Source organism: Paraburkholderia fungorum, assembly GCF_003610895.1.
In the GTDB taxonomy this organism is placed as follows: Bacteria; Pseudomonadota; Gammaproteobacteria; order Burkholderiales; family Burkholderiaceae; genus Paraburkholderia; species Paraburkholderia fungorum_B.
Map to the genome: position 1 here is coordinate 144,197 of NZ_MCAS01000011.1, position 22,297 is coordinate 166,493.

The 22,297-nt window shown below is 63.4% G+C and carries 22 protein-coding genes; 18 read left to right on the forward strand and 4 right to left on the reverse strand.

Features of this window, described 5'->3' with window-relative positions; all coding sequences use genetic code 11:
- Positions 1 to 77: 77 nt before the first annotated feature.
- Together BCY88_RS12645 and BCY88_RS12650 are read left to right on the forward strand one after the other, a co-directional pair.
- Entirely contained in the window at positions 78 to 722 is a 645-nt protein-coding gene (locus BCY88_RS12645; RefSeq protein ID WP_120344576.1) for a hypothetical protein, read from the forward strand.
- Positions 723 to 819: 97 nt separating this feature from the next.
- Positions 820 to 1,323: a M48 metallopeptidase family protein gene (locus BCY88_RS12650; protein ID WP_120344577.1), complete on the forward strand. Its 504-nt coding sequence runs from the start codon at positions 820 to 822 to the stop codon at positions 1,321 to 1,323.
- Between the two features lie 39 nt (positions 1,324 to 1,362).
- Here BCY88_RS12650 and BCY88_RS12655 read toward each other — a convergent pair whose 3' ends face one another.
- Positions 1,363 to 3,681 carry an FdhF/YdeP family oxidoreductase gene (locus BCY88_RS12655; protein ID WP_120344601.1) on the reverse strand — a complete coding sequence of 773 codons (2,319 nt, stop codon included), beginning with the start codon at positions 3,679 to 3,681 and terminating at the stop codon, positions 1,363 to 1,365.
- A gap of 170 nt (positions 3,682 to 3,851) precedes the next feature.
- On the opposite strand from BCY88_RS12655, the gene BCY88_RS12660 reads away from it, so the two are divergent.
- From BCY88_RS12660 to BCY88_RS12675, 4 genes are all read left to right on the forward strand, one after another.
- Positions 3,852 to 5,285, forward strand: a complete 1,434-nt coding sequence (locus BCY88_RS12660; protein ID WP_120344578.1) for an aminotransferase-like domain-containing protein — start codon at positions 3,852 to 3,854, stop codon at positions 5,283 to 5,285.
- 72 nt (positions 5,286 to 5,357) lie between these two features.
- Positions 5,358 to 5,663: a winged helix-turn-helix domain-containing protein gene (locus BCY88_RS12665; protein ID WP_120344579.1), complete on the forward strand. Its 306-nt coding sequence runs from the start codon at positions 5,358 to 5,360 to the stop codon at positions 5,661 to 5,663.
- Between the two features lie 219 nt (positions 5,664 to 5,882).
- Positions 5,883 to 7,022: a BMP family ABC transporter substrate-binding protein gene (locus tag BCY88_RS12670; RefSeq protein ID WP_120344580.1), complete on the forward strand. Its 1,140-nt coding sequence runs from the start codon at positions 5,883 to 5,885 to the stop codon at positions 7,020 to 7,022.
- A gap of 43 nt (positions 7,023 to 7,065) precedes the next feature.
- Positions 7,066 to 7,614: a nucleoside deaminase gene (locus BCY88_RS12675; protein ID WP_120344581.1), complete on the forward strand. Its 549-nt coding sequence runs from the start codon at positions 7,066 to 7,068 to the stop codon at positions 7,612 to 7,614.
- A gap of 15 nt (positions 7,615 to 7,629) precedes the next feature.
- Here the strand turns inward: BCY88_RS12675 and BCY88_RS12680 are convergent, their stop codons facing one another.
- Positions 7,630 to 8,178 carry a lysozyme inhibitor LprI family protein gene (locus tag BCY88_RS12680; protein WP_120344582.1) on the reverse strand — a complete coding sequence of 183 codons (549 nt, stop codon included), beginning with the start codon at positions 8,176 to 8,178 and terminating at the stop codon, positions 7,630 to 7,632.
- A gap of 174 nt (positions 8,179 to 8,352) precedes the next feature.
- On the opposite strand from BCY88_RS12680, the gene BCY88_RS12685 reads away from it, so the two are divergent.
- Positions 8,353 to 9,162 (forward strand): SH3 domain-containing protein, encoded by an 810-nt coding sequence (locus tag BCY88_RS12685; protein ID WP_120344583.1) that lies wholly within the window; start codon positions 8,353 to 8,355, stop codon positions 9,160 to 9,162.
- A gap of 46 nt (positions 9,163 to 9,208) precedes the next feature.
- Here BCY88_RS12685 and BCY88_RS12690 read toward each other — a convergent pair whose 3' ends face one another.
- Complete coding sequence (locus tag BCY88_RS12690; protein ID WP_120344584.1) at positions 9,209 to 10,075, reverse strand: LysR family transcriptional regulator; 867 nt, start codon at positions 10,073 to 10,075, stop codon at positions 9,209 to 9,211.
- 95 nt (positions 10,076 to 10,170) lie between these two features.
- Here BCY88_RS12690 and BCY88_RS12695 point away from each other — a divergent pair, with 95 nt between their 5' ends.
- From BCY88_RS12695 to BCY88_RS12735, 10 genes are all read left to right on the forward strand, one after another.
- A complete protein-coding gene (locus BCY88_RS12695; RefSeq protein WP_120344585.1) occupies positions 10,171 to 10,737 on the forward strand; it encodes a DUF4865 family protein in 567 nt (188 codons plus the stop codon).
- A gap of 359 nt (positions 10,738 to 11,096) precedes the next feature.
- Positions 11,097 to 13,406 carry a putative bifunctional diguanylate cyclase/phosphodiesterase gene (locus BCY88_RS12700; protein ID WP_120344586.1) on the forward strand — a complete coding sequence of 770 codons (2,310 nt, stop codon included), beginning with the start codon at positions 11,097 to 11,099 and terminating at the stop codon, positions 13,404 to 13,406.
- Between the two features lie 227 nt (positions 13,407 to 13,633).
- Positions 13,634 to 13,822 (forward strand): hypothetical protein, encoded by a 189-nt coding sequence (locus BCY88_RS12705; RefSeq protein WP_120344587.1) that lies wholly within the window; start codon positions 13,634 to 13,636, stop codon positions 13,820 to 13,822.
- Between the two features lie 190 nt (positions 13,823 to 14,012).
- A complete protein-coding gene (locus BCY88_RS12710; RefSeq protein ID WP_120344588.1) occupies positions 14,013 to 15,413 on the forward strand; it encodes an FAD-containing oxidoreductase in 1,401 nt (466 codons plus the stop codon).
- 120 nt (positions 15,414 to 15,533) lie between these two features.
- Positions 15,534 to 15,893, forward strand: a complete 360-nt coding sequence (locus tag BCY88_RS12715; protein WP_120344589.1) for a cupin domain-containing protein — start codon at positions 15,534 to 15,536, stop codon at positions 15,891 to 15,893.
- A 61-nt stretch (positions 15,894 to 15,954) separates the two neighbouring features.
- Positions 15,955 to 16,272, forward strand: a complete 318-nt coding sequence (locus tag BCY88_RS12720; RefSeq protein ID WP_120344590.1) for a hypothetical protein — start codon at positions 15,955 to 15,957, stop codon at positions 16,270 to 16,272.
- A gap of 143 nt (positions 16,273 to 16,415) precedes the next feature.
- Complete coding sequence (locus BCY88_RS12725) at positions 16,416 to 16,802, forward strand: DUF488 domain-containing protein (RefSeq protein ID WP_120344591.1); 387 nt, start codon at positions 16,416 to 16,418, stop codon at positions 16,800 to 16,802.
- Positions 16,803 to 16,950: 148 nt separating this feature from the next.
- Positions 16,951 to 17,526, forward strand: a complete 576-nt coding sequence (locus tag BCY88_RS12730; protein WP_120344592.1) for a TMEM175 family protein — start codon at positions 16,951 to 16,953, stop codon at positions 17,524 to 17,526.
- Positions 17,527 to 17,528: 2 nt separating this feature from the next.
- Positions 17,529 to 17,660 carry a hypothetical protein gene (locus BCY88_RS40325; RefSeq protein WP_259461372.1) on the forward strand — a complete coding sequence of 44 codons (132 nt, stop codon included), beginning with the start codon at positions 17,529 to 17,531 and terminating at the stop codon, positions 17,658 to 17,660.
- Positions 17,657 to 18,145: a metallophosphoesterase family protein gene (locus BCY88_RS12735; protein ID WP_120344593.1), complete on the forward strand. Its 489-nt coding sequence runs from the start codon at positions 17,657 to 17,659 to the stop codon at positions 18,143 to 18,145. Before BCY88_RS40325 ends, BCY88_RS12735 begins: the two co-directional genes overlap by 4 nt.
- 141 nt (positions 18,146 to 18,286) lie before the next feature.
- Here BCY88_RS12735 and proP read toward each other — a convergent pair whose 3' ends face one another.
- The gene (gene proP, locus BCY88_RS12740) at positions 18,287 to 19,789 is read right to left on the reverse strand and encodes a glycine betaine/L-proline transporter ProP (RefSeq protein ID WP_259461373.1); all 1,503 of its coding nucleotides are present in this window, start codon (positions 19,787 to 19,789) and stop codon (positions 18,287 to 18,289) included.
- Between the two features lie 1,054 nt (positions 19,790 to 20,843).
- Between proP and ltrA the strand changes: the two genes are divergently transcribed.
- Positions 20,844 to 22,211: a group II intron reverse transcriptase/maturase gene (ltrA, locus tag BCY88_RS12750; RefSeq protein ID WP_120343410.1), complete on the forward strand. Its 1,368-nt coding sequence runs from the start codon at positions 20,844 to 20,846 to the stop codon at positions 22,209 to 22,211.
- Positions 22,212 to 22,297: the final 86 nt, after the last annotated feature.

The following is a 22,297-nucleotide window of genomic DNA, read 5'->3' on the forward strand; positions in this document are numbered from 1 at the left end:
TCGCTGAAAGCGATACCTCAGGCTCACGATTAATGTAAATTGGTCGTCTTCGAGCATGCTTTTCAGCGCACAGATCCATGAAAAACGGAAAATCCAAACTGACTCGTCGGGATGCGGACGGTCTTTTCCCCGACCTGCAGCAAAGCGGCGCCCATCTTGCCAGCCGGCCCGACAATCCATTCGGGGACGATGTATCCAGAACCACCGAGCGGCGCGATCGTGATGAGGCGACGCTTTGGAAAGACAACCTCGTGACCTTGCCGATCGGGATCGAGTTGCCTCCGGGGTATAAGTCGGTGTCGCAGCTGCGCGAGGCGATGGAGAAGGCGTGGCATATGAAATGGGTCAGGGAAAGCGGCAACGAAGTGGTCGCGGAGTTTCCTGAAGGCTGGTCGGCGGTTCGGCCGGCGAGCGGGGCCGTGGAGTTGCGGGACGCGACCGGCGTGGTGCGGGCCGTGTACGGCTGGGCAGGGGACGCGGAATTGAGGCTTTTGCCGCGCTATCGGGTCGAATCGCAGGAGAACAGTTCAAGCGGTCTCGGCAGCCTGGTGGTCCGTGATCGCGAGAACGGACAGATTCTTGAACGGTCGTCGACCTGGTCCGCTCAGAGCGGAACGAATCACCCTGATTGGACCCGGCTGTCGACCTGGCTCGACAGGCAGTATCCGCTTCACCGCGATCCGCTGCGGCTCTGGGGCGATTGCGAAGACAATCTGGGTTGAGTTCGGGGTACCGACTATCAGCACCGCACTGCTACTGTCTTTGCCTTTGCTATGAAGCAGGCAACCCGAGCGGCCGCCAATCGCAACGAACACCACCATGCAACACCTGAAATACCTCACCGGCTACCCCGCACCTCTGCAGGAGAAAGTGAAAAAGCTGATAGCCGACGAGCGGCTCGGCGACTATCTCACTGAGCGGTATCCCGGCACTCACCAGGTGCAAACTGACCGGGCCCTGTACGAATACTGCGCGGAGCTCAAGCGCGAACACCTTCGCAACGGCGCGCAAATCGACAAAGTCGCTTACGACAGCAAGCTCGACGTCGTGCGTCACGCGCTCGGCCTTCACACCAGCATTTCACGCGTGCAAGGCGGCAAGCTGAAGGCAAAGAAGGAAATCCGCGTCGCCTCGCTATTCAAGGACGCCGCGCCGGAATTCCTGAAAATGATCGTCGTGCATGAACTGGCCCATCTGAAGGAAAGCGACCATAACAAGGCGTTCTACCGCCTCTGCGAGTTCATGCAACCGGGCTACCACCAGATCGAATTCGATCTGCGCCTGTACCTCACCTACCGCGATCTGGCAAAAAACCAGACCTGAGCTTCACGCTTCAGGTCTGGCGCGTTGCGCGGCATCGCGTCAGGCAGCAACCGCGTCGACCACCGCCGAGGCCGTCAACAACACCGGAATCGACTTCGACGTCGGCGTGCCCGCGCCGTCGGCGACCGAGGCGAGCGGTACCAGCGGATTGGTTTCCGGGTAGTAAGCACCGAGACAGCCACGCGGAATGTCGTACTCCACCAGCAGGAACCCGGCCACGTGACGCTCGACCCCGTCGGCCCACACGCTCGTGATATCCACGCGCTGGCCCGCGGCGAAGCCCAGCATCGCCAGATCGTCCTTATTGGCGAACAGCACGCGCCGCTGCCCGTACACGCCGCGATAACGGTCGTCGAGGCCGTAGATCGTGGTGTTGTACTGGTCGTGTGAGCGCGTCGTCATCAAGGTCATCAGACGCTCGCCGTGCGCGGCGCGCGCCTGGTGAATCGGCGTGTCGACGTCGATTGCGTGCACCAGGAATTGCGCCTTGCCGCTCGGTGTTTTCCAGATCCGCTCGCGCGACGCCACGCCCAGGTGAAAACCGCCGGGGTTTTTCAGGCGCTCGTTGTAATCCTGGAAACCTTCGATAACCTGCGCGATGCCGTCGCGAATCAATGCATAGTCGGCTGCCTGGGCGAGCCAGTCGACTTTGCCGCTGCCGAGCGTGGCGTGCGCCATGCGCGCGACGATGGCAATCTCCGACAACAGGTTCCCGGAAGCCGGCTTGTTCATACCGTACGAGATGTGCACCATGCTCATCGAATCCTCGACGCTCACGCCTTGCGCCACGCCATTCTGCAGATCGATTTCGGTGCGCCCGAGCGTCGGCAGAATCAGCGCGTCGCGGCCGTGGATGAGGTGGCTGCGGTTCAGCTTGGTCGTGATATGCACGGTCAGTTCGCACGAGCGCATGGCTTCCCATGTGCGCGGCGTGTCCGGCGTTGCGATCGAGAAGTTGCCGCCGAGGCCGATGAACACCTTCACCTTGCCGTCGAGCATTGCCTGGATCGTGTTGACGACGTCGAGGCCATGCTCGCGCGGCGGCTCGAAATCGTAGACTTCGCCGAGCCGGTCGAGAAACGCCTGAGTCGGCCTTTCCTCGATGCCGACCGTGCGGTCGCCCTGCACGTTCGAGTGTCCGCGCACCGGGCACAGGCCGGCGCCGCGGCGGCCGATATTGCCGCGCATCATCATCAGGTTCGAGAGGATCTGCACCGTCGGCACGGAGTTCTTGTGCTGGGTGAGGCCCATGCCCCACGTCGAAATGACGGCGCGGCCCTTCACGTAGATGTCGGCGAGCTTCAGCACGTCTTCAAACGGCACGCCCGCTTCGGCCACGATGGTGTCCCAGTTTTCGGCACGCAGATCGTCGGCGAACGCATCGAAGCCCACCGTGTGTTCGGCGATGAACGCGACGTCGAGCACGCGATCGAGACCTGAGGCCAGCGCTTCGTCGTCGAGCTCGATCACGCGTTTGGCGACGCCCTTGATCAACGCGAAATCGCCGCCCACCTTCGGCCGGATGAACACGGAACTGATCTTCGTGCTGCCCATCGTGATCATTTCGACCGGATGTTGCGGGCTTGCAAAGCGTTCGAGTCCACGTTCCTTCAGCGGATTGATCGACACGATGGTCGCGCCGCGCTTTGCGCACTCACGCAGCTCGCCGAGCATGCGCGGATGGTTGGTCGCCGGATTCTGGCCGAAGATCAGGAGCGTGTCGGCGTGCTCGAAGTCGTCGAGCGTAACGGTGCCCTTGCCGATGCCGACCGTGTGCGGCAAGCCGCGGCTGGTCGCTTCGTGGCACATGTTCGAGCAATCGGGGAAGTTGTTGGTGCCATACATGCGCACGAACAACTGATACAGGAAGGCGGCTTCGTTGCTGGCGCGGCCCGACGTGTAGAAGGCGGCGCTGTCGGGATGGTCGAGGCGCTTCAGGTGATCGGCGATCAGATCGAAGGCCTGGTCCCAGCCGATCGGCACATAACGGTCGCGCATGGCGTCATAGACGAGCGGGTCGGTCAGGCGGCCGTGCTGTTCCAGTTCGAAATCCGACTGCGCCATCAGTTCTTCAACCGTGTGCTGCTCGAAGAAGGCCGGCGTCACGCGCTTGCTGGTCGCCTCGGCGGCCACGGCCTTGACGCCGTTTTCGCAGAACTCGAAGGTCGACGCATGTTCGCGGTCCGGCCACGCGCAACCCGGGCAATCGAAGCCGTCCGGCTGGTTCTGCCTGAACAGCATGCGGTAGTCGCCGCCCGTCACCTTTTCCTTGATCAGGTTGATGGCGACGTACTTGAGCGCGCCCCAGCCGGCGGCGGGGTGCGTGTACGGTTCGATGCGAGCTTCGGGTTTCTTCATGATCTTGCCGCCGGATGCGGCCTGGACGAGGCTTTTATGCCGATGCATGGAAGCCTACTGTGTTCCAAACGCAGCGCAGCATACAGAAAATCGGAAAGCGGAGGGATACAGTTGCCTGATATTTGTCATAGACTGACGTTCCCGCCGACACGTTTGTTTGAGCCAGGTCCTTGAAACTCTACGAAAAACTCGCTGATGAAATGACCGAAGCCGTGCGCCGCGGCGTCTTCGCGGCGGGCGAGCGGATCCCGTCGGTGCGACAGGCGAGTCAGCAGCACGGCGTCAGCATCAAGACCGTGTTGCACGCGTACGCGTTGCTGGAAAGCCGCGGGCTTGTCGAGACCCGGCCGCAGTCGGGTTATTTCGTACGCGACGCGGTGGCGACGGCGGCAGCGCTCGACGAGCCGCGCCTGAGCCGTCCGCCGACGGGCGATACGCCACCGGTGGCGGCCGCGGTCGATGTGAGCCGGCTGGTGTTGTCGACCCTGCGCAGCATCCGCGCGCACGACGCAGTGCCGCTCGGCTCGCCGTACCCCGATCCGTCGCTGTTCCCGTGGCGGCGCATCAACCAGTACGCGAATGCGATCGCCCGGCGCCAGGCGAGCTGGAATCTGATCGACGATTTGCCGCCCGGCAATCCCGAGCTGATCCGCCAGATCGCGCGGCGCTATGCCGAGAACGGCGTGCCCGTCGATCCCGACGAAATCGTCATCACGCTCGGTGCGACCGAGGCCATCAACCTCAGCTTGCAGGCGGTCGCCAAGCCGGGCGACACGGTCGCCGTCGAGTCGCCGACTTACTACGCGATGCTGCACGCCATCGAGCGTCTGGGCATGCGCGCCATCGAAGTGGCGACGCATCCGGTCCACGGCATCGATATCGAGGCGCTGGCGCAGGTCATCGCCCGGCAGAAGATCGCCGCGTGCATGGTGATGCCGAACTTCCAGAATCCGCTCGGTTTCCAGATGCCGGACGCGCGCAAGCAGCAACTGGTCGACCTGCTCGCCGCGCACGAGATTCCGGCCATCGAGAACGATGTCTATCAGGAGCTGTATTTCGGCGAGGCGCGGCCGTCGACCTTGAAGAACTTCGATACGAAGGGGCTGGTGCTGCATTGCGCGTCGTTTTCGAAGAGCCTGACTGCGTCGTATCGGATTGGCTGGGCCATGCCGGGGCGCTACCGCGCGCAGGTCGAGAAGCTGAAGTTTCTCAACACGCTGACCACGCCCTCGGTACCGCAGGTCGCCGTTGCCGACTACCTTCGGCAGGACGGCTACGACCGGCATCTGCGGCAGGTGCGCAAGGCGTACCGGCAGCAGGCGAGCATCATGATGGCGATGGTGCAGCGGTTTTTCCCGGCGGGCACGCGCATGTCGACGCCGCAGGGCGGCTACGTGCTGTGGGTGGAATTGCCCGAACGGGTCGATTCGATGCGACTCTATCAGGCGGCGCTCGCGCGCAGCATTACGGTCGGGCCGGGCATGATGTTTTCGATGCGCGACGATTTTCGCCATTTCATCCGGCTCAATTACAGCTATCCGTGGACGGCGCAGACCGAGGCGGCCTTGAAGACGCTGGGAGAACTGGTGGCGCAGATGGCCTGATAGCGCCACGCAGGACCTGGTGCAGTCTGGTGCGGCGTGGCCGTGTTTAAGAAAAACGAGGAGACATTCACGATGGAAGACGACGAACTCGATCCGGTGCTGGCCGCCATACTGGCGCAGTTGTGGCGCGCGTATCAGGAAACGCCTGGCGGCGCGTGGTCGCTCGCCAAGCTTTCCAAGCAGGCCGACGTGCCGATGAGTGCCCTGCGGCGGCAGTTGACGGCGCTCGCCGACGGCGGCCTCGTGGACACCACCTTCAATGAGGAAGGCACGGGGACGGCGCGTCTGAGCGAGATCGGCCAGGGCCTGTGTGCGGACCTGTTCGGCGAGGCCGGTGCGCCAGACGACGAGGCGGGCTCGCCGCCGCAGGTTCATTGAGTGACAGCGGGATTCGGCGCGAGGGCTTTGCTGGTGCACGGGTTCGATGACATCGAACAGGTTTTTCGGCGACCAAAATATGGAATTCGTTATAAACGGGATAACGGGAAATATTTTTTGCGCTGAAATTGACCTTCGAATATGGCCCCTTATGCTGAAGCCTTGCCCGGGACACGCCCGCGCTGTGGCCGGCACCTGGAAACCATCTTCGGAGAATTCATGAAAGCAAAGCTGGCGCGCGTGCTGCATCACTCATTGCGTATCAAAACCGTCCGGACCGTTCGCACTGTTCTTGCCACAGCGCTCGGCGTGTCCCTCGCATTCAGCGCAGGGACGGCGGCCGCCGCGAGCGCACAGCCGCTTGGCATCGCCTTCGTCTACCTCGGCAATCCGGGCGACGCCGGCTGGACCTATGCGCACGAGCAGGGCGTGAAAGAGGTCGAGGCGAAATTCGGCGACAAGATCAAGGTGACGCGCGTCGAGAATGTGCCGGAATCGGCGGATTCGGAACGGGTATTCCGCGATCTGGCGTCCAAGGGCAACAAGATCGTGGTGGGTTCGAGCTTCGGCTTTCAGGATTTCGAACTGAAGGTCGCCAAAGACTTTCCGGACGCCGTATTCGAGCACGCGACCGGCTACAAGAAGGCCGCGAACTTCGCCACCTATGACGTGCGGACCTACCAGAGCGCCTACCTGGCCGGGCTGGTCGCCGGTTATACGACGAAGTCGAACACGCTCGGCTTTGTCGGCTCGGTACCGGTGCCGGAGGTGGTGCGCAACATCAACGCGTTCACGATGGGCGCGCGTTCGGTCAATCCGAATGCACGCGTGAAGGTCGTGTGGATCAACAGCTGGTTCGACCCGGGCCGCGAGAAGCAGGCCGCCGAGACGCTGATCGGTCAGGGCGCCGACGTGCTGATCCAGAACACCGATTCGACGGCGACGATGCAAACGGCCGAACAGAAGAAAGTCCACGCATTCGGTTGGGACTCCGACATGAAAAAATTCGGACCGAACGCGCAGCTGGGCGCATGCGTGAGCAACTGGGGCGTGTATTACACCCATCTGGTGCAGCAGGTGATGGCGGGCACGTGGAACAACTCGCCGGTGTGGTGGGGGCTGAAAGAGAAGGCGATCGATCTGGCCAATATCAACACGGACGCGGTGTCGCCGACGGCGCAAAAGGCGCTGAGCCAGAAACGTGATGACATCATCTCAGGCAAGTTCAATCCGTTTGCCGGTCCGATCGCGGACCAGTCCGGCACGGTGAAGGTCGCTGCGGGCAAATCGTTGAGCGATGCGGAACTGCTGCGTTTGAACTGGTTCGTGCAAGGCGTGGACGGTTCGCTGCCGAAGTAAGAAATTGATCTGGTTAGCTAACTATTGTTGAAGGAGGCCGCCCGTGAGTCTTACCGCTCCGACCGATACCGGCGCCGCAGGCACGGCGGCGACCTATCCGAAGCAGGGATTGACGCCGACTCACGAGCAGATCGTGCGGCATTTGCGGCATTCGAGCCGGGTGGCCGAGCGGGCGACGCTGCTGGGGCACCACCCGTTCGGCGCGGTGCTGATCGGCCCGGATCAGGAGACCGTGCTGATGGAGCAGGGCAATGTCGACACGGTGAATCACGCTGAATCGGTGCTGGCTCGCGTGGCGGCGTTGAACTTCACGCCGGAATACTTGTGGAGTTGCACGTTGTACACATCGGTCGAACCTTGCTGCATGTGTGCCGGCACGATGTATTGGGCCAACATTGGCCGCATTGTGTTCGGCATGACCGAGAACCGCCTGCTGGAAGCAACCGGGGATCACGCCGAGAATCCGACCATGAGCGTGGATTGCCGCTATGTGTTCGACCACGGCCAGAAACCCGTCGAGGTGATCGGCCCTGTGGTGGAAGTGGAGGCGGAGGTGATGGAGGTGCAGCGGCGCTTCTGGAGCTTAAGGTAGCTGTTGTAGCTATTGCTATTGCGCTGAGGAGAGCATCGCCAGTCCGCAGAACCAGTCGCCGCCATGTGGCTGATATTTCCACCGGCCGTTGTTCTCCTTGAGCACCGTGGGACATTGCTCATTCACAACGATCCCCGGATTCGCGGCGGTGCAGCTAAGCATCGCCGTTTCGGTTTGTTGTAGCACGGGCATGACTGCCTTACGCCGTGGGTCCGGTTTGCCCGGCCCATCCGGTGTTCCTGTTTGCATGCTTTCTATGAGCTGCTGCAGTTCCTCGATCCGCGTTTCATACCACGTCCCCAGACACGCCGCATCGCGGCAATTCGCTTCCCGCCACGCCCATTTGCTGTCACTGTCGGTGAGAAACGCGCGACGGTCGATGACCCGCCGCCGTGCTTTCCAGTACAGTTGTCCAAGCGTGTCGTCGAGTTTCGAGAGCGCGGGGTCGTTGCAGATCATCCGTTCGGTGAGCGAGCGTCCGCGGTTGCAGTCGAAGCTGGTAGCGTGAGCGGGCAGATGCATGAGCATCAGTGCGGCGACAAAGACAAGGCGGAAAATTTTCATGGTGGTTCCGGCAGCGCATGGGTTTTTCATGCGATAGATGATCGGTCGAGTCGCCGGAACACAGATGGCCGAGAACAGCGTGAGTTCGGGTGGGTGATTACCAAATCTTGCCTGGCGCACGCCGCCCGCAAGGCTTGCACCTAACAAATGCGGAACGCGAAAACGGGAGGCACAATGAAACAACACCTCATGCCATGGCTTTGCGCGGCGGCCGGCCTGCTGGCGCTGCCCGCAGTGGCTTCAGCGCAGTCGCAGGCGTACACGAACAGCAGTGTCAACGTACGCGCCGGGCCTGCGAGGGACTACCCGGTCGTGACGCAGTTGCCGGGCGGCGTGCCGGTGACGGTGATGGGTTGCATCAGCGGTTACCAATGGTGTGACGTGGCCGCGCCGAATCTGCGCGGTTGGGTCTATGCGGGACGGCTCAGCTATCCCTATCAGGGCAGCAATGTGCCGGTGATGAGCTACGGCACGGTGATCGGCCTGCCGATCGTGACGTTCTCGATCGGGACTTATTGGGGCAACTATTATCGGGGCCGGCCGTGGTACAACCAGCGCTCGCGCTGGGCGCACCATCCGCCTCCGCCACCGCCGAGACCCGGTGCCGGGCGGCCGCCTGGCGGCCGTCCCCCGGGAGGGCCGCCGCCCGGGAATGTGGGGGGCCGGCCGCCAGGCGGCAATGTTGGCGGGCGTCCACCGGGTAATCGGCCGCCAGGCAATGCGGGTGGGCGGCCGCCAGGTGGACAGCCACCGGGGAATGCGGGTGGGCGGCCGCCAGGCGGACAGCCACCAGGGAATGCAGGAGGGCGTCCGCCGGGGAACGCAGGAGGGCGTCCACCGGGCGGTCAGCCGCCAGGGAATGCAGGCGGCCGTCCACCCGGTGGCCGGCCACCGGGCGGCCAGCAAGGCGGTGGGAATAATCGCCCGCCAGGCGGGTCTTCGCCTGGTGGCGGCGGCAGGCCCCCAGGCGGCGGAAACGGTTGAGGCGTGGCGGGCCGCCCCTGCCGTCCCTCCGGCCCGGGCATGCTCTTCAGTACGCCGCGCTCAGAAACGCCGAACTGACGGCTCGCAGGGTTTCCTGCGAGCGCGGGTCGCTCAGCCGCGTATGCAGCACCACCTTCGAGGTCGGCAGGGGCGGCAACCCGAGTTGCTCGCCGACCTCGACCGCGCCTGCCGGCGCCACGCGCTGCGCCAGTGCGGCCACGGCGAGCCCCGCGCTGACGGCTGCGCCGACGGCCATTACGCCGCCGCCGACGAATACCTCGGTCCACGCGATTCCGGCTGCATCGAGCGCGTCCGTGGCAATCGCGCGGATTCCGCACGGCGCGGCGAGCGTCGCGAGTCTCAGCGGCTGGCCCTCGCGCTGCTGCCAGCCTGGCGCCGCGAACCAGCCAAGCCGCTCCTCGGCCAGCAGTTGGCCATCGCGCCGATCGCCCTCGCGACGGCCGATGGCCGCGTCTACTTCACCCCGCTCGAACCAGGCCAGCACGTCGCGTGACGCGGCAATGCGCACTTCGATGACGAGCAGCGGATCATACGTGGCGAGCCTGCCCAGCAAGGCCGGCAGATTGGGTCCCGCCACGTGGTCGCTGATGCCCAGCTTGAGCCGGCGCTCCGGCGTGTCGGCGGCGCTGCCCGCGAGAGCCCGCTCATGCGCGAGCAGCAGGTTCCGGGCGGCGCCGATGAAGACATCGCCGCGCGGCGAGAGCCGTACCACGCGCGGCGTGCGTTCCAGCAAGCGGTAACCCAGACGCTCTTCGAGCCGTTTGAGCTTGAGGCTCATCGCGGCTTGTGAGGTGTCCATGACTTCGGCCGCGCGCGTGAAGCTGCCGAGATCCGCTACCAGCACGAAGGCCTGAATCGCATCCAGATCGAGAGGACGGGTGAGGGCTGTCATATCGAAAATTTATCGCAGATATAAATCACCATATCTTGATGTAATGATCGCGCCGGCGCAAGCTCACCGTGAGTCGAAACCATGAGGAGTTCACCATGTTTGCCAAACAGTATTCGCACCGTCTGCCCTCCACCTATGACATGGGGATCATCCGCGAGCGCGCGACGCGGCGTGGTCCGTTGTGGGACGAGACCGAGGGTTTGGGTTTCAAGGCATTCGTCGTCCGTGAAAAGGGCCGCTATGGCGCCACCGCGAACGTGTATGCAGCCGTGTACTTGTGGCTCGACGCCGGGCAAACCGCCGACTTCTTCATGGGGTCGCGCTTTCAGAACGTGATCGACGACTTCGGCCGTCCCGACGTCGAAACCTGGCTACCGCTCGATGCCCGCAAAGGGCCGGCGCAACGGGCGCTCTCCTTGTATCGCGACGAACGGCCGATCGGCGAACAGGACAACCGCGCCGAGTTGCGCGCCGCGTTGACCGAAGAGAATCGACGCATCGCGGAGCAGGACGATACAGTCGCCGTGGTCTCCGCGCTCGATGTCGCCAACTGGAAGCTGATCCGTCTCACGCTGTCGTCGTCGGCGCCGGTTGCCAGCGCGGGCCGCACGGTCTACGAGGTGCTGCATCTCGCGCGGCCGGGCGTCGCGAGCCTGACGTGAGCGCGTGTGGTGCGTCCAGTTGTGCGACGCTCAGGCGCGGCACGTCGTCCAATAGCAGGGCGGCTGAAAGTGGTTCGACAGCGGGGCGGGCGGCTCATGATTCAATCGCGTCACCCGCGTCACCCGCACCGCTCGATGCCCGCGTTGCGCTGTCCGCGCATCTGGCAGGGCTCGCACTGACGGCGGGCTCGATCGTTGGATTCACCGTGTTAATGGTGCTGTTGTTTCATTGGCTGATGAGGTAGCGGGCCGGGTCATGTATTTCGCGCTATGCATCGCGATTAAAGTGCGCCGGCCTCGCGTAAACCCCGGTGCGCCGCGTACACTAACTTGCCGATGTGGGGTTAGGGGGCGCACAAATGACACGCGAAGCGACATCAGATTACACGATGGGAGCAGCGCCTGAGAGCACCCGCTATGGGCCGGATCGGGCCGAGGGGGTGTTGGCTTCGGAGCGTACGGTGTTGCGGCTGATTACGCGCAACACCCCGCTGCCGGAATTGCTCGATGAAGTATGCCGCCGCGCGGAAGCGCTGCTCGGCGATGGCGCGACCTGTTCGATCCTGCTACTGGATGCGGACGGCATACGTGCGCGCGTGGGCGGCGCGCCATCATTGCCGGCGCATTTCAGTGCCGCGATCGACGGCGTCGCGATCGGTCCGGGGGTAGGGTCTTGCGGCACCGCGATGTTCGAGCGTCGCATGGTGACGGTCGAGAACATCGAAACCGATCCGCTATGGGCCGACTTCCGGCACCTCGCGCTGCCGCTCGGCCTGCGCGCGTGCTGGTCGGTGCCATTTGAAAACGATTCCGGTACCGTGCTGGGCGCCTTCGCGGTCTACCACCGAACGCCGCGCCGGCCGAGTGCCGAAGAGGCGGCGATACTCTATGACATCAGTCACAGCGTCGGTCTCGCCGTGCATCAGGACGCCATGGCGCAACGTCTCGCGCAGAGCGAGGAGCATCACCGGCTGGTGGTCGATCATCTGAACGAAGGCATCATCGTGCAGTCGCGCGACGGTGTGGTGCTGGCCTGCAATCCGAGTGCGCAGCGCATTCTGCGGGCGAGCGCCGAACTGATCGGCCACGACATTCTGTCGGTGATGGTGCGTGCATATCACGAGGACGGCTCGCTCGTTACCGAGGCGGATCGCCCGACCACCCGGGTGCTGGCAAGCGGCAAACCCCTGCTTGGCGTCACGATCGGTCTGGAGCTGATCGACGGCGATGTCGTCTGGATTACTGAGAATGTTGTGCCGATCATCAAACCGGGCGACAGCGAACCCGGTTCGGTGCTGATCTCGTTTACCGACATCGGGCCGGTGCGCGAGGCGCAACGGCAACTCAAGTTTCTGGCCACGCGCGATCCGCTTACCGGGCTCTACAACCGCGCCTATCTGGCCGAGCGGATGCGCGATCTGTTCGCGCCGGCCGGGGTGGCCGGGATGAGCGAGCTGGCGCGGGTTGCGGTGCTGTTCGTCGATCTGGACGGGTTCAAGAAGGTCAACGACACCGCGGGTCACGAGGCCGGAGATGCGCTTCTGTGCAGCGTGGCAGAGCGGCTGTCGGCATGTGTTGCGCCGGGCGACACGCTCGCGCGCGTGGGCGGCGACGAGTTCGTGATCGTGGTCAGCGCATACGAAAACACCGGGCATCTGATCGCGCTCGCCCAGCGTATTCTCGACACGATCGCGGTGCCGTTCGCGGTGGCGGACAACGAGTACTACATGGGCGCGTCGATCGGCATCAGTCTCTTTCCCGAAGACGGCCAGGACGTCCCCACGCTGATGCGCAACGCCGACTCGGCGATGTACCACGCGAAACAATGCGGCCGGAACAATTTCCAGTTCTTCACGGCCGAACTGAACCAGCGTCTGCAACGCCGCTTCATGATCGAACAGGCATTGCGGCGCGCGCTCGCCACTGACGAACTGAGCCTCGTGTATCAACCGATCGTCGACAGCCAGTGCGGCCGCACGATCGGCGCCGAGGCGCTGCTGCGCTGGTACAACAGCGATCTGGGCAATGTCTCGCCGGTGGAATTCATCCCCGTGGCCGAAGACGCCGGCCTGATCGTCGAGATCGGCTCGTGGGTGCTGGCGCGGGCCTGCGAGCAGGTTGCGCTCTGGCGGCGCACGCTGGCGCCGGATCTGATCGTCGCGGTGAACCTGTCGCCGCGCCAGTTCAAAGGCGGCCTGGTGGAACGGATCGAGCACTGTCTGGAGCAATCCGGACTCGAGCCGGGGGCGCTGGAACTGGAGATTACCGAGCGGCTGTTGATGAGCGACAGCGACGCTGTCTTGCCGATGCTCACTGCGTTGAGCGCGCTGGGCGTGCGGATTTCCGTCGACGATTTCGGCACCGGTTATTCATCGTTGTCGTATCTGAAGCGGTTTCCGCTGCATAACCTGAAGATCGATCGTTCCTTCGTCGCCGGGTTGCCGGATCACCGCGATTCGATTGCGATTACGCAGGCGGTGGTGGCAATGGCCCATTCGCTTGGCATGAATGTCACTGCTGAGGGTGTGGAGACTGCCGAACAGGCGGCGTTTTTGCGCGGAATCGCTTGCGACAAGCAGCAGGGATATTTTTACAGCCGCCCGGTTGGGGCGAGTGCTTACGCGCGCAGTTTGTGTGACGCGCAGGTGGGGATGGCCGGCGCGTCATGACTGGCAAGGCGCTTGCGGACATGGCCGCAAGCGCCGCAAAACCTCATCCGCGGGCGGGTTATCCAAATTGCCTCGCTGCCGCGGGTGCCCAGATCCGATTGTTCAGTTTGACGAACAAGTGCCTTCGCGTTCCCGGTATTTATCCGCGCCTCCAGTCTCCCTAGAATCCTCCCATCGAATGTTATTTCCGCGCTGTGCCGAAGCGGCCCCGCGCGATGGGAGCCGTTATGCCAGCCTTGATTACGAACCAGCTTTACCGGCCGTCGGTGGTTCTGCCGATGGTTGCCCTCATGCAGGTGATGGTGTCGCAGGATTTCAACCTCGGGCAGGTCGGTTGGGTCGTTGCGACGCGCGGCGCGCAAGCCGCGCTGCAGCGCTCGCGCGAATTGTTCTGTGCGGTGCACTGCGACGCCTGAACGTCATCCGTCAGGCGCAATTCCCGTCAATCGGCCGGTGCAGGCCCCCCCGGTGGGGCGAACCTGGATCGTGAGCCGGTTCCACCAGTTGGACAACGCAACAGAAACGATCAGAAAGAGCGATAAAGGCAACCCGAGGCGCTGAGCGTAAGATGCTACGACCAGCATCCCCAGCTTCGGGAGATTTGCCATGCCACAGCACTTCGACGCAGTTGTGATCGGCACGGGACAGGGCGGTGGGCCGCTCGCCGTGCGTCTGGCTCAAAGCGGGCGTAAAACCGCGGTGATCGAGCGGGCGGCTTTCGGCGGGACCTGCGTGAATGTCGGTTGTACGCCGACCAAGTCGTATGTGGCGAGCGCCCGTGCGGCCCACGTGGCGCGTCATGCCGCGGAGCTGGGCGTGCAGGTGAGCGGCGCGGTCAGCGTCGATCTGGCGGCGGTCAAGGCGCGCAAGGACCGGATCATCGGCGCGGCGCGCGACGGCGTCGAGAAATGGCTGCGCGGCACGGACAATGTCACCGTCTTCAACGGCCACGCCCGCTTTACCGGTGCGCATGCGCTCGCTATCAGCGGCCCGGACGGCACGCTGCTCCACGAACTTAGCGCCGACGAAATCTTCCTCAATACCGGCACGCGTGCCGTCGTGCCGCCGCTCGAGGGGCTCGAGCGAATTCGCTACTACACCAACTCCAACCTGCTCGAACTGACGGAATTGCCGGAGCATCTGGCGATTGTTGGCGGCAGCTATATCGCGCTCGAATTCGCGCAGATTTTTCGCCGTTTCGGCAGCCGGGTGACGGTGCTGGTGCGCGGTGAGCGCCTGCTCACGCGCGAGGATTCCGACTTCGCCGCCTCCGTGCAGAAGGTGCTGGCGCGCGAAGGCATCGAGTTCATGTTCGGTGTGCAACCCTCGCGGGTCGAGCCGCATCCGCATCACGAGAACGAGGTGTGTATCGGCTTCGAGCAGAACATTCCCGCGCTCGAAGCGTCGCACGTGCTGTTCGCCACCGGGCGTGAACCGAATACCGACGACCTCGGGCTCGACGCCGCCGGCATCACGCGGGACAAACACGGCACGATTCCCGTCGACGGCCAGTTGCGCACCAACGTGCCGGGCGTCTGGGCGATCGGCGACATCAACGGACGAGGCGCCTTTACCCACACGTCCTACGACGATTTCCAGATCGTTGCGGCCAATCTGCTCGACGGCGGCACCCGCAGCGTCGACACGCGGATCATGGCGTACGCGGTGTTCGTCGACCCGCCGCTCGCGCGCGTCGGGCTCTCGGAGGCTGACGTGCGCAAGGCCGGGCACGACGCGCTGATCGCCACCATGCCGATGACGCGGGTGGGCCGCGCCCGCGAACGCGGCGAGACCGACGGGTTCATGAAGGTGCTGGTCGACGCGCGGAGCAAGCAGATTCTTGGCGCGGCGATCCATGGCATCGAAGGCGACGAAGCGCTGCACACGTTCATCGACATCATGACCGCGGGCGCACCGTATCCGACCTTGCAGTACGCCATGCACATTCATCCGACCATCAGCGAACTGGTGCCGACCTTGCTCGATGGACTCAAACCAATGAAATGAGCGGCCCACCTGATGGCAACCGGGGTGACGGGTGCAATGGGCCGCGACGGACAGGAGGACCCGCAGCGCGCCGTGATAACCGTGATAACCGTGGTGAAGGACCTATCCGGAGCATGAAAGATGAAACGCGTGAGCAGCAGTGGCAATGTCTTCGATCTCAGCGCGCCGGCAGGCCCCGACGAACAGGTCGACGCGCTGGTGGAAGAGGCCGGCGTGAGCATCGAGCGGATCGTCTCGCGAGGACACGCAAGCCCGCCGGACTTCTGGTACGACAGTCCGCGCGCCGAGTGGGTCGTGCTGCTGAGCGGGGCGGCGGCGCTGGAATTCGAAGGCGAGCGTGAGCCGTATCCGATGAAACCGGGCGACCACGTGCTCATCGACGCGCATTGCCGGCACCGGGTGGCGTGGACTAGCGACACGGAGCCGAGTGTGTGGCTGGCGGTGTACACGCCAGGCGGATCGACGGGCAATGACCGATAGCTGAGATTGCGCCACCCTAACGGGATTACACTCGAACTGGCACGTATCCTGGAGCGAGATCATGAATGATGCCGAACCCAACAGCACGTTCCGCGGTCTTCCGTTGACCCCGGAACAGGACGCGGAAGTCAGACACTACATCAAGAAGCAAAAGCAGCAGGGCGCGGAATGGGACACGCCGGAGCTGGCGGCGATGCTTCGCGACATGCTGGAACCGCCGGGCGACGACGACGCGGAATTCGATCCCGTGTTCGACGAAACGAAGGCGGTCGCGGAACGTGCGGCGGCTTCGATCGACGAGTCGATGGACCCGATCGAAGCCAGCGAAGAGCGGACCGCAGCCATGGAAATCGAGGCGATGAAGGGCCTGAGGCGTTGAGCCTGCGTCACGAAACCACCGGCGAGCGGCGGTGATTGGCCTGGGCTGGCTTGGCATCGGCGCGACGCCGACCCGCCGCAGGACGGTCGCGAGTCCGCTACGGTCCGTAACGAATCGGGGAAAACAACGATCGGGGAAACAGAATGAGCATTAGCATCGTCCAGCTTGGTTCGCCGAGAGCCGCCGACGAAGGCTTGCGGATCGGCACGGTTCGGCGGCCGCCGCGCGGCGTACCTCGAACGGAATTCGCCAGCCGCGACTATTACGATGTGTGGCTGCCGAATCTGTCGCCCGATGCGGAATTGATAAAAGAAGCCAAGGCGGCCGCCAGCGACGCCGCGTGGGCCGCGTTTGCGAAAAAATTCCGCGCGCAGATGAACGATGGCGATACCGCCAAGGTGCTGGACGTGCTTGCCGCATTGTCAAAAACGACGCACTTTTCCGTCGGCTGCTACTGCGAAGACGAAAACCGGTGCCATCGCAGCATTCTTCGTCAATTGTTAAACGAGCGGGGTGCGCTGATCCGGTGAGACGTGCCTGCGCGGCCGGTATTCGACAAGTCCGGTTGTCATCGCCGATAATCGGCGGCGTGTGGCCCGACCGGGCTTCACAACGAGCCTCGCAACGGACCTCACAACGAGCCTCAAAATCGCGATTACACAATCAGGAAACCGACCGATGGGCAAGGGACGCGTCGAAGCCTTCAGCGATGGCGTGATCGCCATCATCATCACGATCATGGTGCTCGAATTGAAGGTGCCGGAAGGTCACGATCTCGCCGCGCTGCGCCCTGTGATTCCCGTGTTCTGCGCCTACGTGCTGAGTTTCATCTACGTCGGCATCTACTGGAACAATCATCACCACATGTTCCATGCCGTGCAGAAGGTCAATGGCGCGGTGCTCTGGGCCAATCTCCATCTGTTGTTCTGGCTTTCGCTGCTGCCGGCCGTCACACACTGGATCGGCGAAAGTCATCTCGCCGCGTGGCCGGCCGCGATGTACGGCATCGTGCTGTTCATGTCGGCGATTGCATATTTCATTCTGACCCGCATGCTGATCCGCGAGCACGGCGCGGAGTCCACGATCGCGAAGGCGGTCGGCAACGACTTCAAGGGCAAGGTTTCGGTCGTCATTTATCTGGCGGGCATTGTGCTGGCATTCGTGCAGCCGTGGCTCTCGGCCGCGCTCTACACGCTCGCCGCGGCGTGGTGGCTGGTGCCCGACCGGCGTATCGAACACATGATGGAGGTGTAGGCATGTTGCTGACGCTCTGGCTCGTGCTGGCGTTCGCGTTCCTTGCCGCGCTGAGCGTGAGCGTGAGGATATCGCAGCGGGAACCCGCTGCCACCGGCAGACTAAGGCCGGTTGACCGATACCTGGCGCCATGACTTCGCCTACTCATCGCTCCCAAATCACCCGGATCGGCCTGATCTCCGACACGCACAACCTCGTGCGTCCTGAAGCCCTGCAATATCTCGCCGGGTGCGACGCGATCATTCACGCGGGCGACATCTGCAATCAGGCGGTGCTCGATGCACTCGCGCGAATCGCGCCACTCACCGCCGTGCGCGGCAACAACGACATCGGCGAGGCCGTCGCTTCGTTGCCGACTCACGTCAAGCTGACCGTGCAACAGGTGACGATTCTCGTGGTGCACGACATTGCCGATGTGGGTGACGATCCGCGTCGAGAGGGTATCGGCGTGGTCGTGACCGGACACTCGCACAAGCCCGCGATCAGCGAGCGCGACGGCGTGCTGTTCGTCAATCCAGGCAGTGCCGGGCCGAGGCGCTTCAAGTTGCCGATTTCCGCCGGCATGCTGCTCATCGAAGGCGCGCGTGCAAGTGCGACGTTCGATTCCCTGGTGGCATAAAAAAACGGGCCGGCAAATTCTTGCCGGCCCGTTTCTGAACACACTCATGCGGATTGCCGCGCTTGCCTGCCTTCGCCCGCCGATGATTGCCGCAGGCGGTACGCGTGCAACTCCGGCAACCGGCTGCCGCGCAACCCAGGATCAGGCACGTGCTGTGGCCGTGGCCGCGTAGCGTTCGTCCATCTCTGCGGCCTCACGCTCGCCACGCAGCACCGCATGCGCTTCCGCACGCGTGGCCACGCACGGGCCAGAGCCGAGCAGCGGCTTGCGCGCCGTTTCACGCAACGCGAGCACCGAGACGATACCGATCAACGACGCGCCCATCAGGTAGTACGCGGGCATCATCAGATTGCCGGTGCTGTCGACCAGCCAGGCGGTCACGAGCGGCGTCGTCCCGCCGAACAGCGACACCGAAATGTTGAAACCGATCGCGAGGGCGCCATAGCGGATCTTCGTCGGGAACAGCGCCGGCAGCGCCGAGGGCATCACGCCGGTGAAACACGACAGCAACACGCCGAGGATCATCAGGCCGCCGAACACCGGCAGCATCGCGCCCATGCGGATCAGCAACAGCGCGGGAATCGACAGCACGAGCAGACCCACGCAACCGAACAGCATCACGGGCTTGCGGCCGATCGTGTCGGACAGGCGGCCGGCTGCCAGCGTCATCGGCATCATCAGCACCATCACGAGCAGCACGAGGAACAGACCGTGCGTTTCGTTGAAGTGCAGCGTGGCCGACAGATAGCTCGGCAGATACGAGAGCGCCATGTAATCGGTGACGTTGAAGATCAGCACGAGGCCGACGCACAGCAGAAGCGGCTTCCATTGCTGCATCAGCAATTCGCGGAAAGACTGTTTCGGAATCGCCTTGTCTTCGGCTTCGCGTTGCTCGGCCTGCTTCTTGAACGCGGGCGTTTCTTCGAGCTTCATCCGGATGTACAGACCGATCAGTCCCAGCGGACCCGCGATCAGGAACGGCACACGCCAGCCCCAGGAGAGCAGCGCGTCGGTCGAGAGCGTTGCCGTCAGGAGCGTGACCGTTCCCGCGCCGAGCACGTAGCCGATCAGCGTGCCGAACTCGAGAAAGCTGCCCATGAAACCGCGGCGCTTGTCCGTCGAGAATTCGGCGATGAAGGTCGCGGCGCCGCCGTATTCACCGCCGGTCGAGAAACCTTGCACGAGGCGCGCGACCAGCAGCAACACCGGCGCAAAAATGCCGATTGTCGCGTAGCTCGGAATCAGGCCGATCGCGAGGGTGCCGGCCGCCATCATGATCATGGTCATGGCCAGCACGCGCTGGCGGCCGATGCGATCGCCCAGCGGCCCGAACACCATGCCGCCGATCGGCCGCACCAGGAACGCCGCGGCAAATGTGCCGAAGGTGGCGAGCAACTGGGCGGACGGGCTCGACGACGGGAAGAACACTTTGCCGAGCGTGACCGCGATGTAGCTGTACACGCCGAAATCGAACCATTCCATCGCGTTGCCGAGCGCCATGGCGCCGACGGCTCGCTTGAGGAGGGATTTGTCGACGACGGTGATGTCGTCGAGGGAGAGGCGTTGTTCTTCTTTGTGGTGTCGCCAGAAGCCGTTGCTGGAAGCGGTCAAGGTGAAAACTCCAATGACTGCGACGAAACTCATGAAAACGCATGAACGTTCCGCCACGGGTGCTGGGGAAGTGCAGTTTCGCGAGCAGCGCGATGGCGTCTCCCTCGCCGGCAGGCGATGGAAGGTGGGCGAAAAAAGAAAATAAAACGCCCGTGCCTCGCGAACGATTCGCGAAAAAACACTCGTCTAGATTGTGCTGACTGTTGCATCTGCGTGGCCGTGGAAGGGGGGCAGATGCATGAGGACGCTGGGGTGGCTGGAAGCTGGCCCACGCGCCGCTGAAAGGCTTGAAACGAAAAAGGCCGGTGCTTTATTTGCCGCTCATGCTGAGATAAAGCGGGGAAACGACCGACAAGCCTTCTTGTATAAAAACTGTTCGATTCAGCGTGACGGCGTACCGGGAAAGACACACCCAAGGTACATGCGCACCACTTTGAAAAGAACGCGAATGAAGGTGAAATGCTGTTGGAACGAGGCACATGTTAGCACGATGACAGAGGATCGTGCAAACCCGGGGTGCGCCGGACAGCCCCGGAACGGCGCCCAATCCCTTGCCGGGTGGGGGATTCAGCGGATCGCGGCGGTATGAAAAAAAGACTTAAAAATTGTTGAAAATGTACTGTCTGGAGAGTTCGCGGGTCTCTCGGGACAAAAAAAAACCGCGCACGCGGCGCGGTTTTTTTCGCATGTGCGCCCAGCATGGGCGCACTCCAGTGGGTGCAAGTCCCACCGTAAGTTGATCACAGCGAGCGAAGCGAAGCGCAACTGCGTGAGGGCGACCCGACGTGGGGAGGAAGCGTGGAGCGAAACTGCGAGCCGATGGACAAGAACCGGATAGAAGGCGTTACCGATCAGGGCGAGCGGGCATGTAACCGCAAAGCTCTCGTGATCAAGGGGCGGTGGCGTAGATCCGGCGGCTGTGCAGTGAAGGAGTGCGTTCTTACCTGGGGAGATCTCGCCTCATGCCTGAAAGGGCGACGGTGTCGAGCCGGAGCGAGAAGTCAGCAGAGGCCATAGTAGTCACAGGATAAGCCGGGGAGGCTGAAGCTGGTGACGAAGGGCCGAACGGGAAGGAGTGTTCAACGTCATGTCGATGCGACAGGTAATGCGTCAGATGCCCGTGCAAACGGGGCGAGTGGGAGTAGGGCGCGGTGAAGCCGCGCGTGTACCCGTGAGCGACGAAGCCTACTGCCCGCGGCATGAACTCGGGAACACAGGGTCAGCGCTGCTGGAAGCGGCGCTGACGAGAAAGAACCTGAAGCAGGCGTTCAAACGGGTACGGGCTAACGGAGGAGCCGCGGGCGTGGACGGTCTGGATATTGACCAGACGTCGCGTCATCTGGTGACGGCGTGGCCTGTGATCCGAGAGCAGTTGCTGAAGGGGAGGTACCGGCCCAGTCCGGTACGTCGGGTGACGATTCCAAAGCCAGACGGGGGCGAGCGCGAGCTGGGTATCCCGACGGTAACGGATCGGCTGATCCAGCAGGCGTTGCTGCAAGTCTTGCAGCCGGTTCTGGACCCTACCTTCAGCGAGCACAGCTACGGCTTCCGGCCCGGACGGCGTGCGCACGACGCAGTACTCGCCGCGCAATCGTACGTGCAGTCAGGCCGGCGAATCGTGGTGGACGTTGATCTGGAGAAGTTCTTCGACCGGGTCAACCACGACATCCTGATCGACCGTTTGCAGAAGCGGATTGGAGACGCTGGCGTAATCCGGCTGATCCGTGCGTACCTGAACAGCGGCATCATGGATGACGGCGTGGTCCAGCAGCGGGATCAGGGCACGCCGCAGGGCGGCCCGCTATCCCCACTGCTGGCCAACGTACTGCTCGACGAGGTGGACAAGGAACTGGAGCGGCGGGGTCACTGCTTCGCACGCTACGCCGACGACGCGAATGTTTACGTTCGGAGCCGTCGTGCGGGCGAACGGGTGATGGCGCTGCTGCGACGCCTGTATGGTCGACTGCGTCTGAAGGTCAACGAGACCAAAAGTGCGGTCGCGAGTGTGTTCGGTCGCAAGTTTCTGGGCTACAGCCTGTGGGTCGCTCGGGGCGGTGTAGTGAAGCGCAAGGTGGCGGCCAAACCGCTGCAGGCGTTCAAACACCGTATCCGTGAACTGACCCGTCGCTCTGGCGGGCGCAGCATGAAGGAAGTGGTAGAGCGGTTACGGTCTTATGTGCAGGGTTGGAAAGCGTACTTCCGGCTGGCGCAAACGCCACGAGTCTGGCTGGAATTGGACAAATGGGTGCGTCACCGGCTGCGGGCTATCCAGCTTAAACACTGGCGCCGTGGCACGACGATTTACCGGGCGCTGCGTGTGCTGGGTGCGCCGTTCACGGTGGCACAACAGGTGGCGGCCAACAGTCGTCGCTGGTGGCGCAATAGTGACCGGCTGCTCAAGAGTGTGCTGAGCATCGCTTACTTCGACCGGCTGGGTGTACCCCGGCTCTCCTAACCTCAACTTCCCGAACCGCCCGGTGCGGACCCGCATGCCGGGTGGTGTGGCAGGGGTACGGCCTCATGGCCGTCCCCTATGCCGAT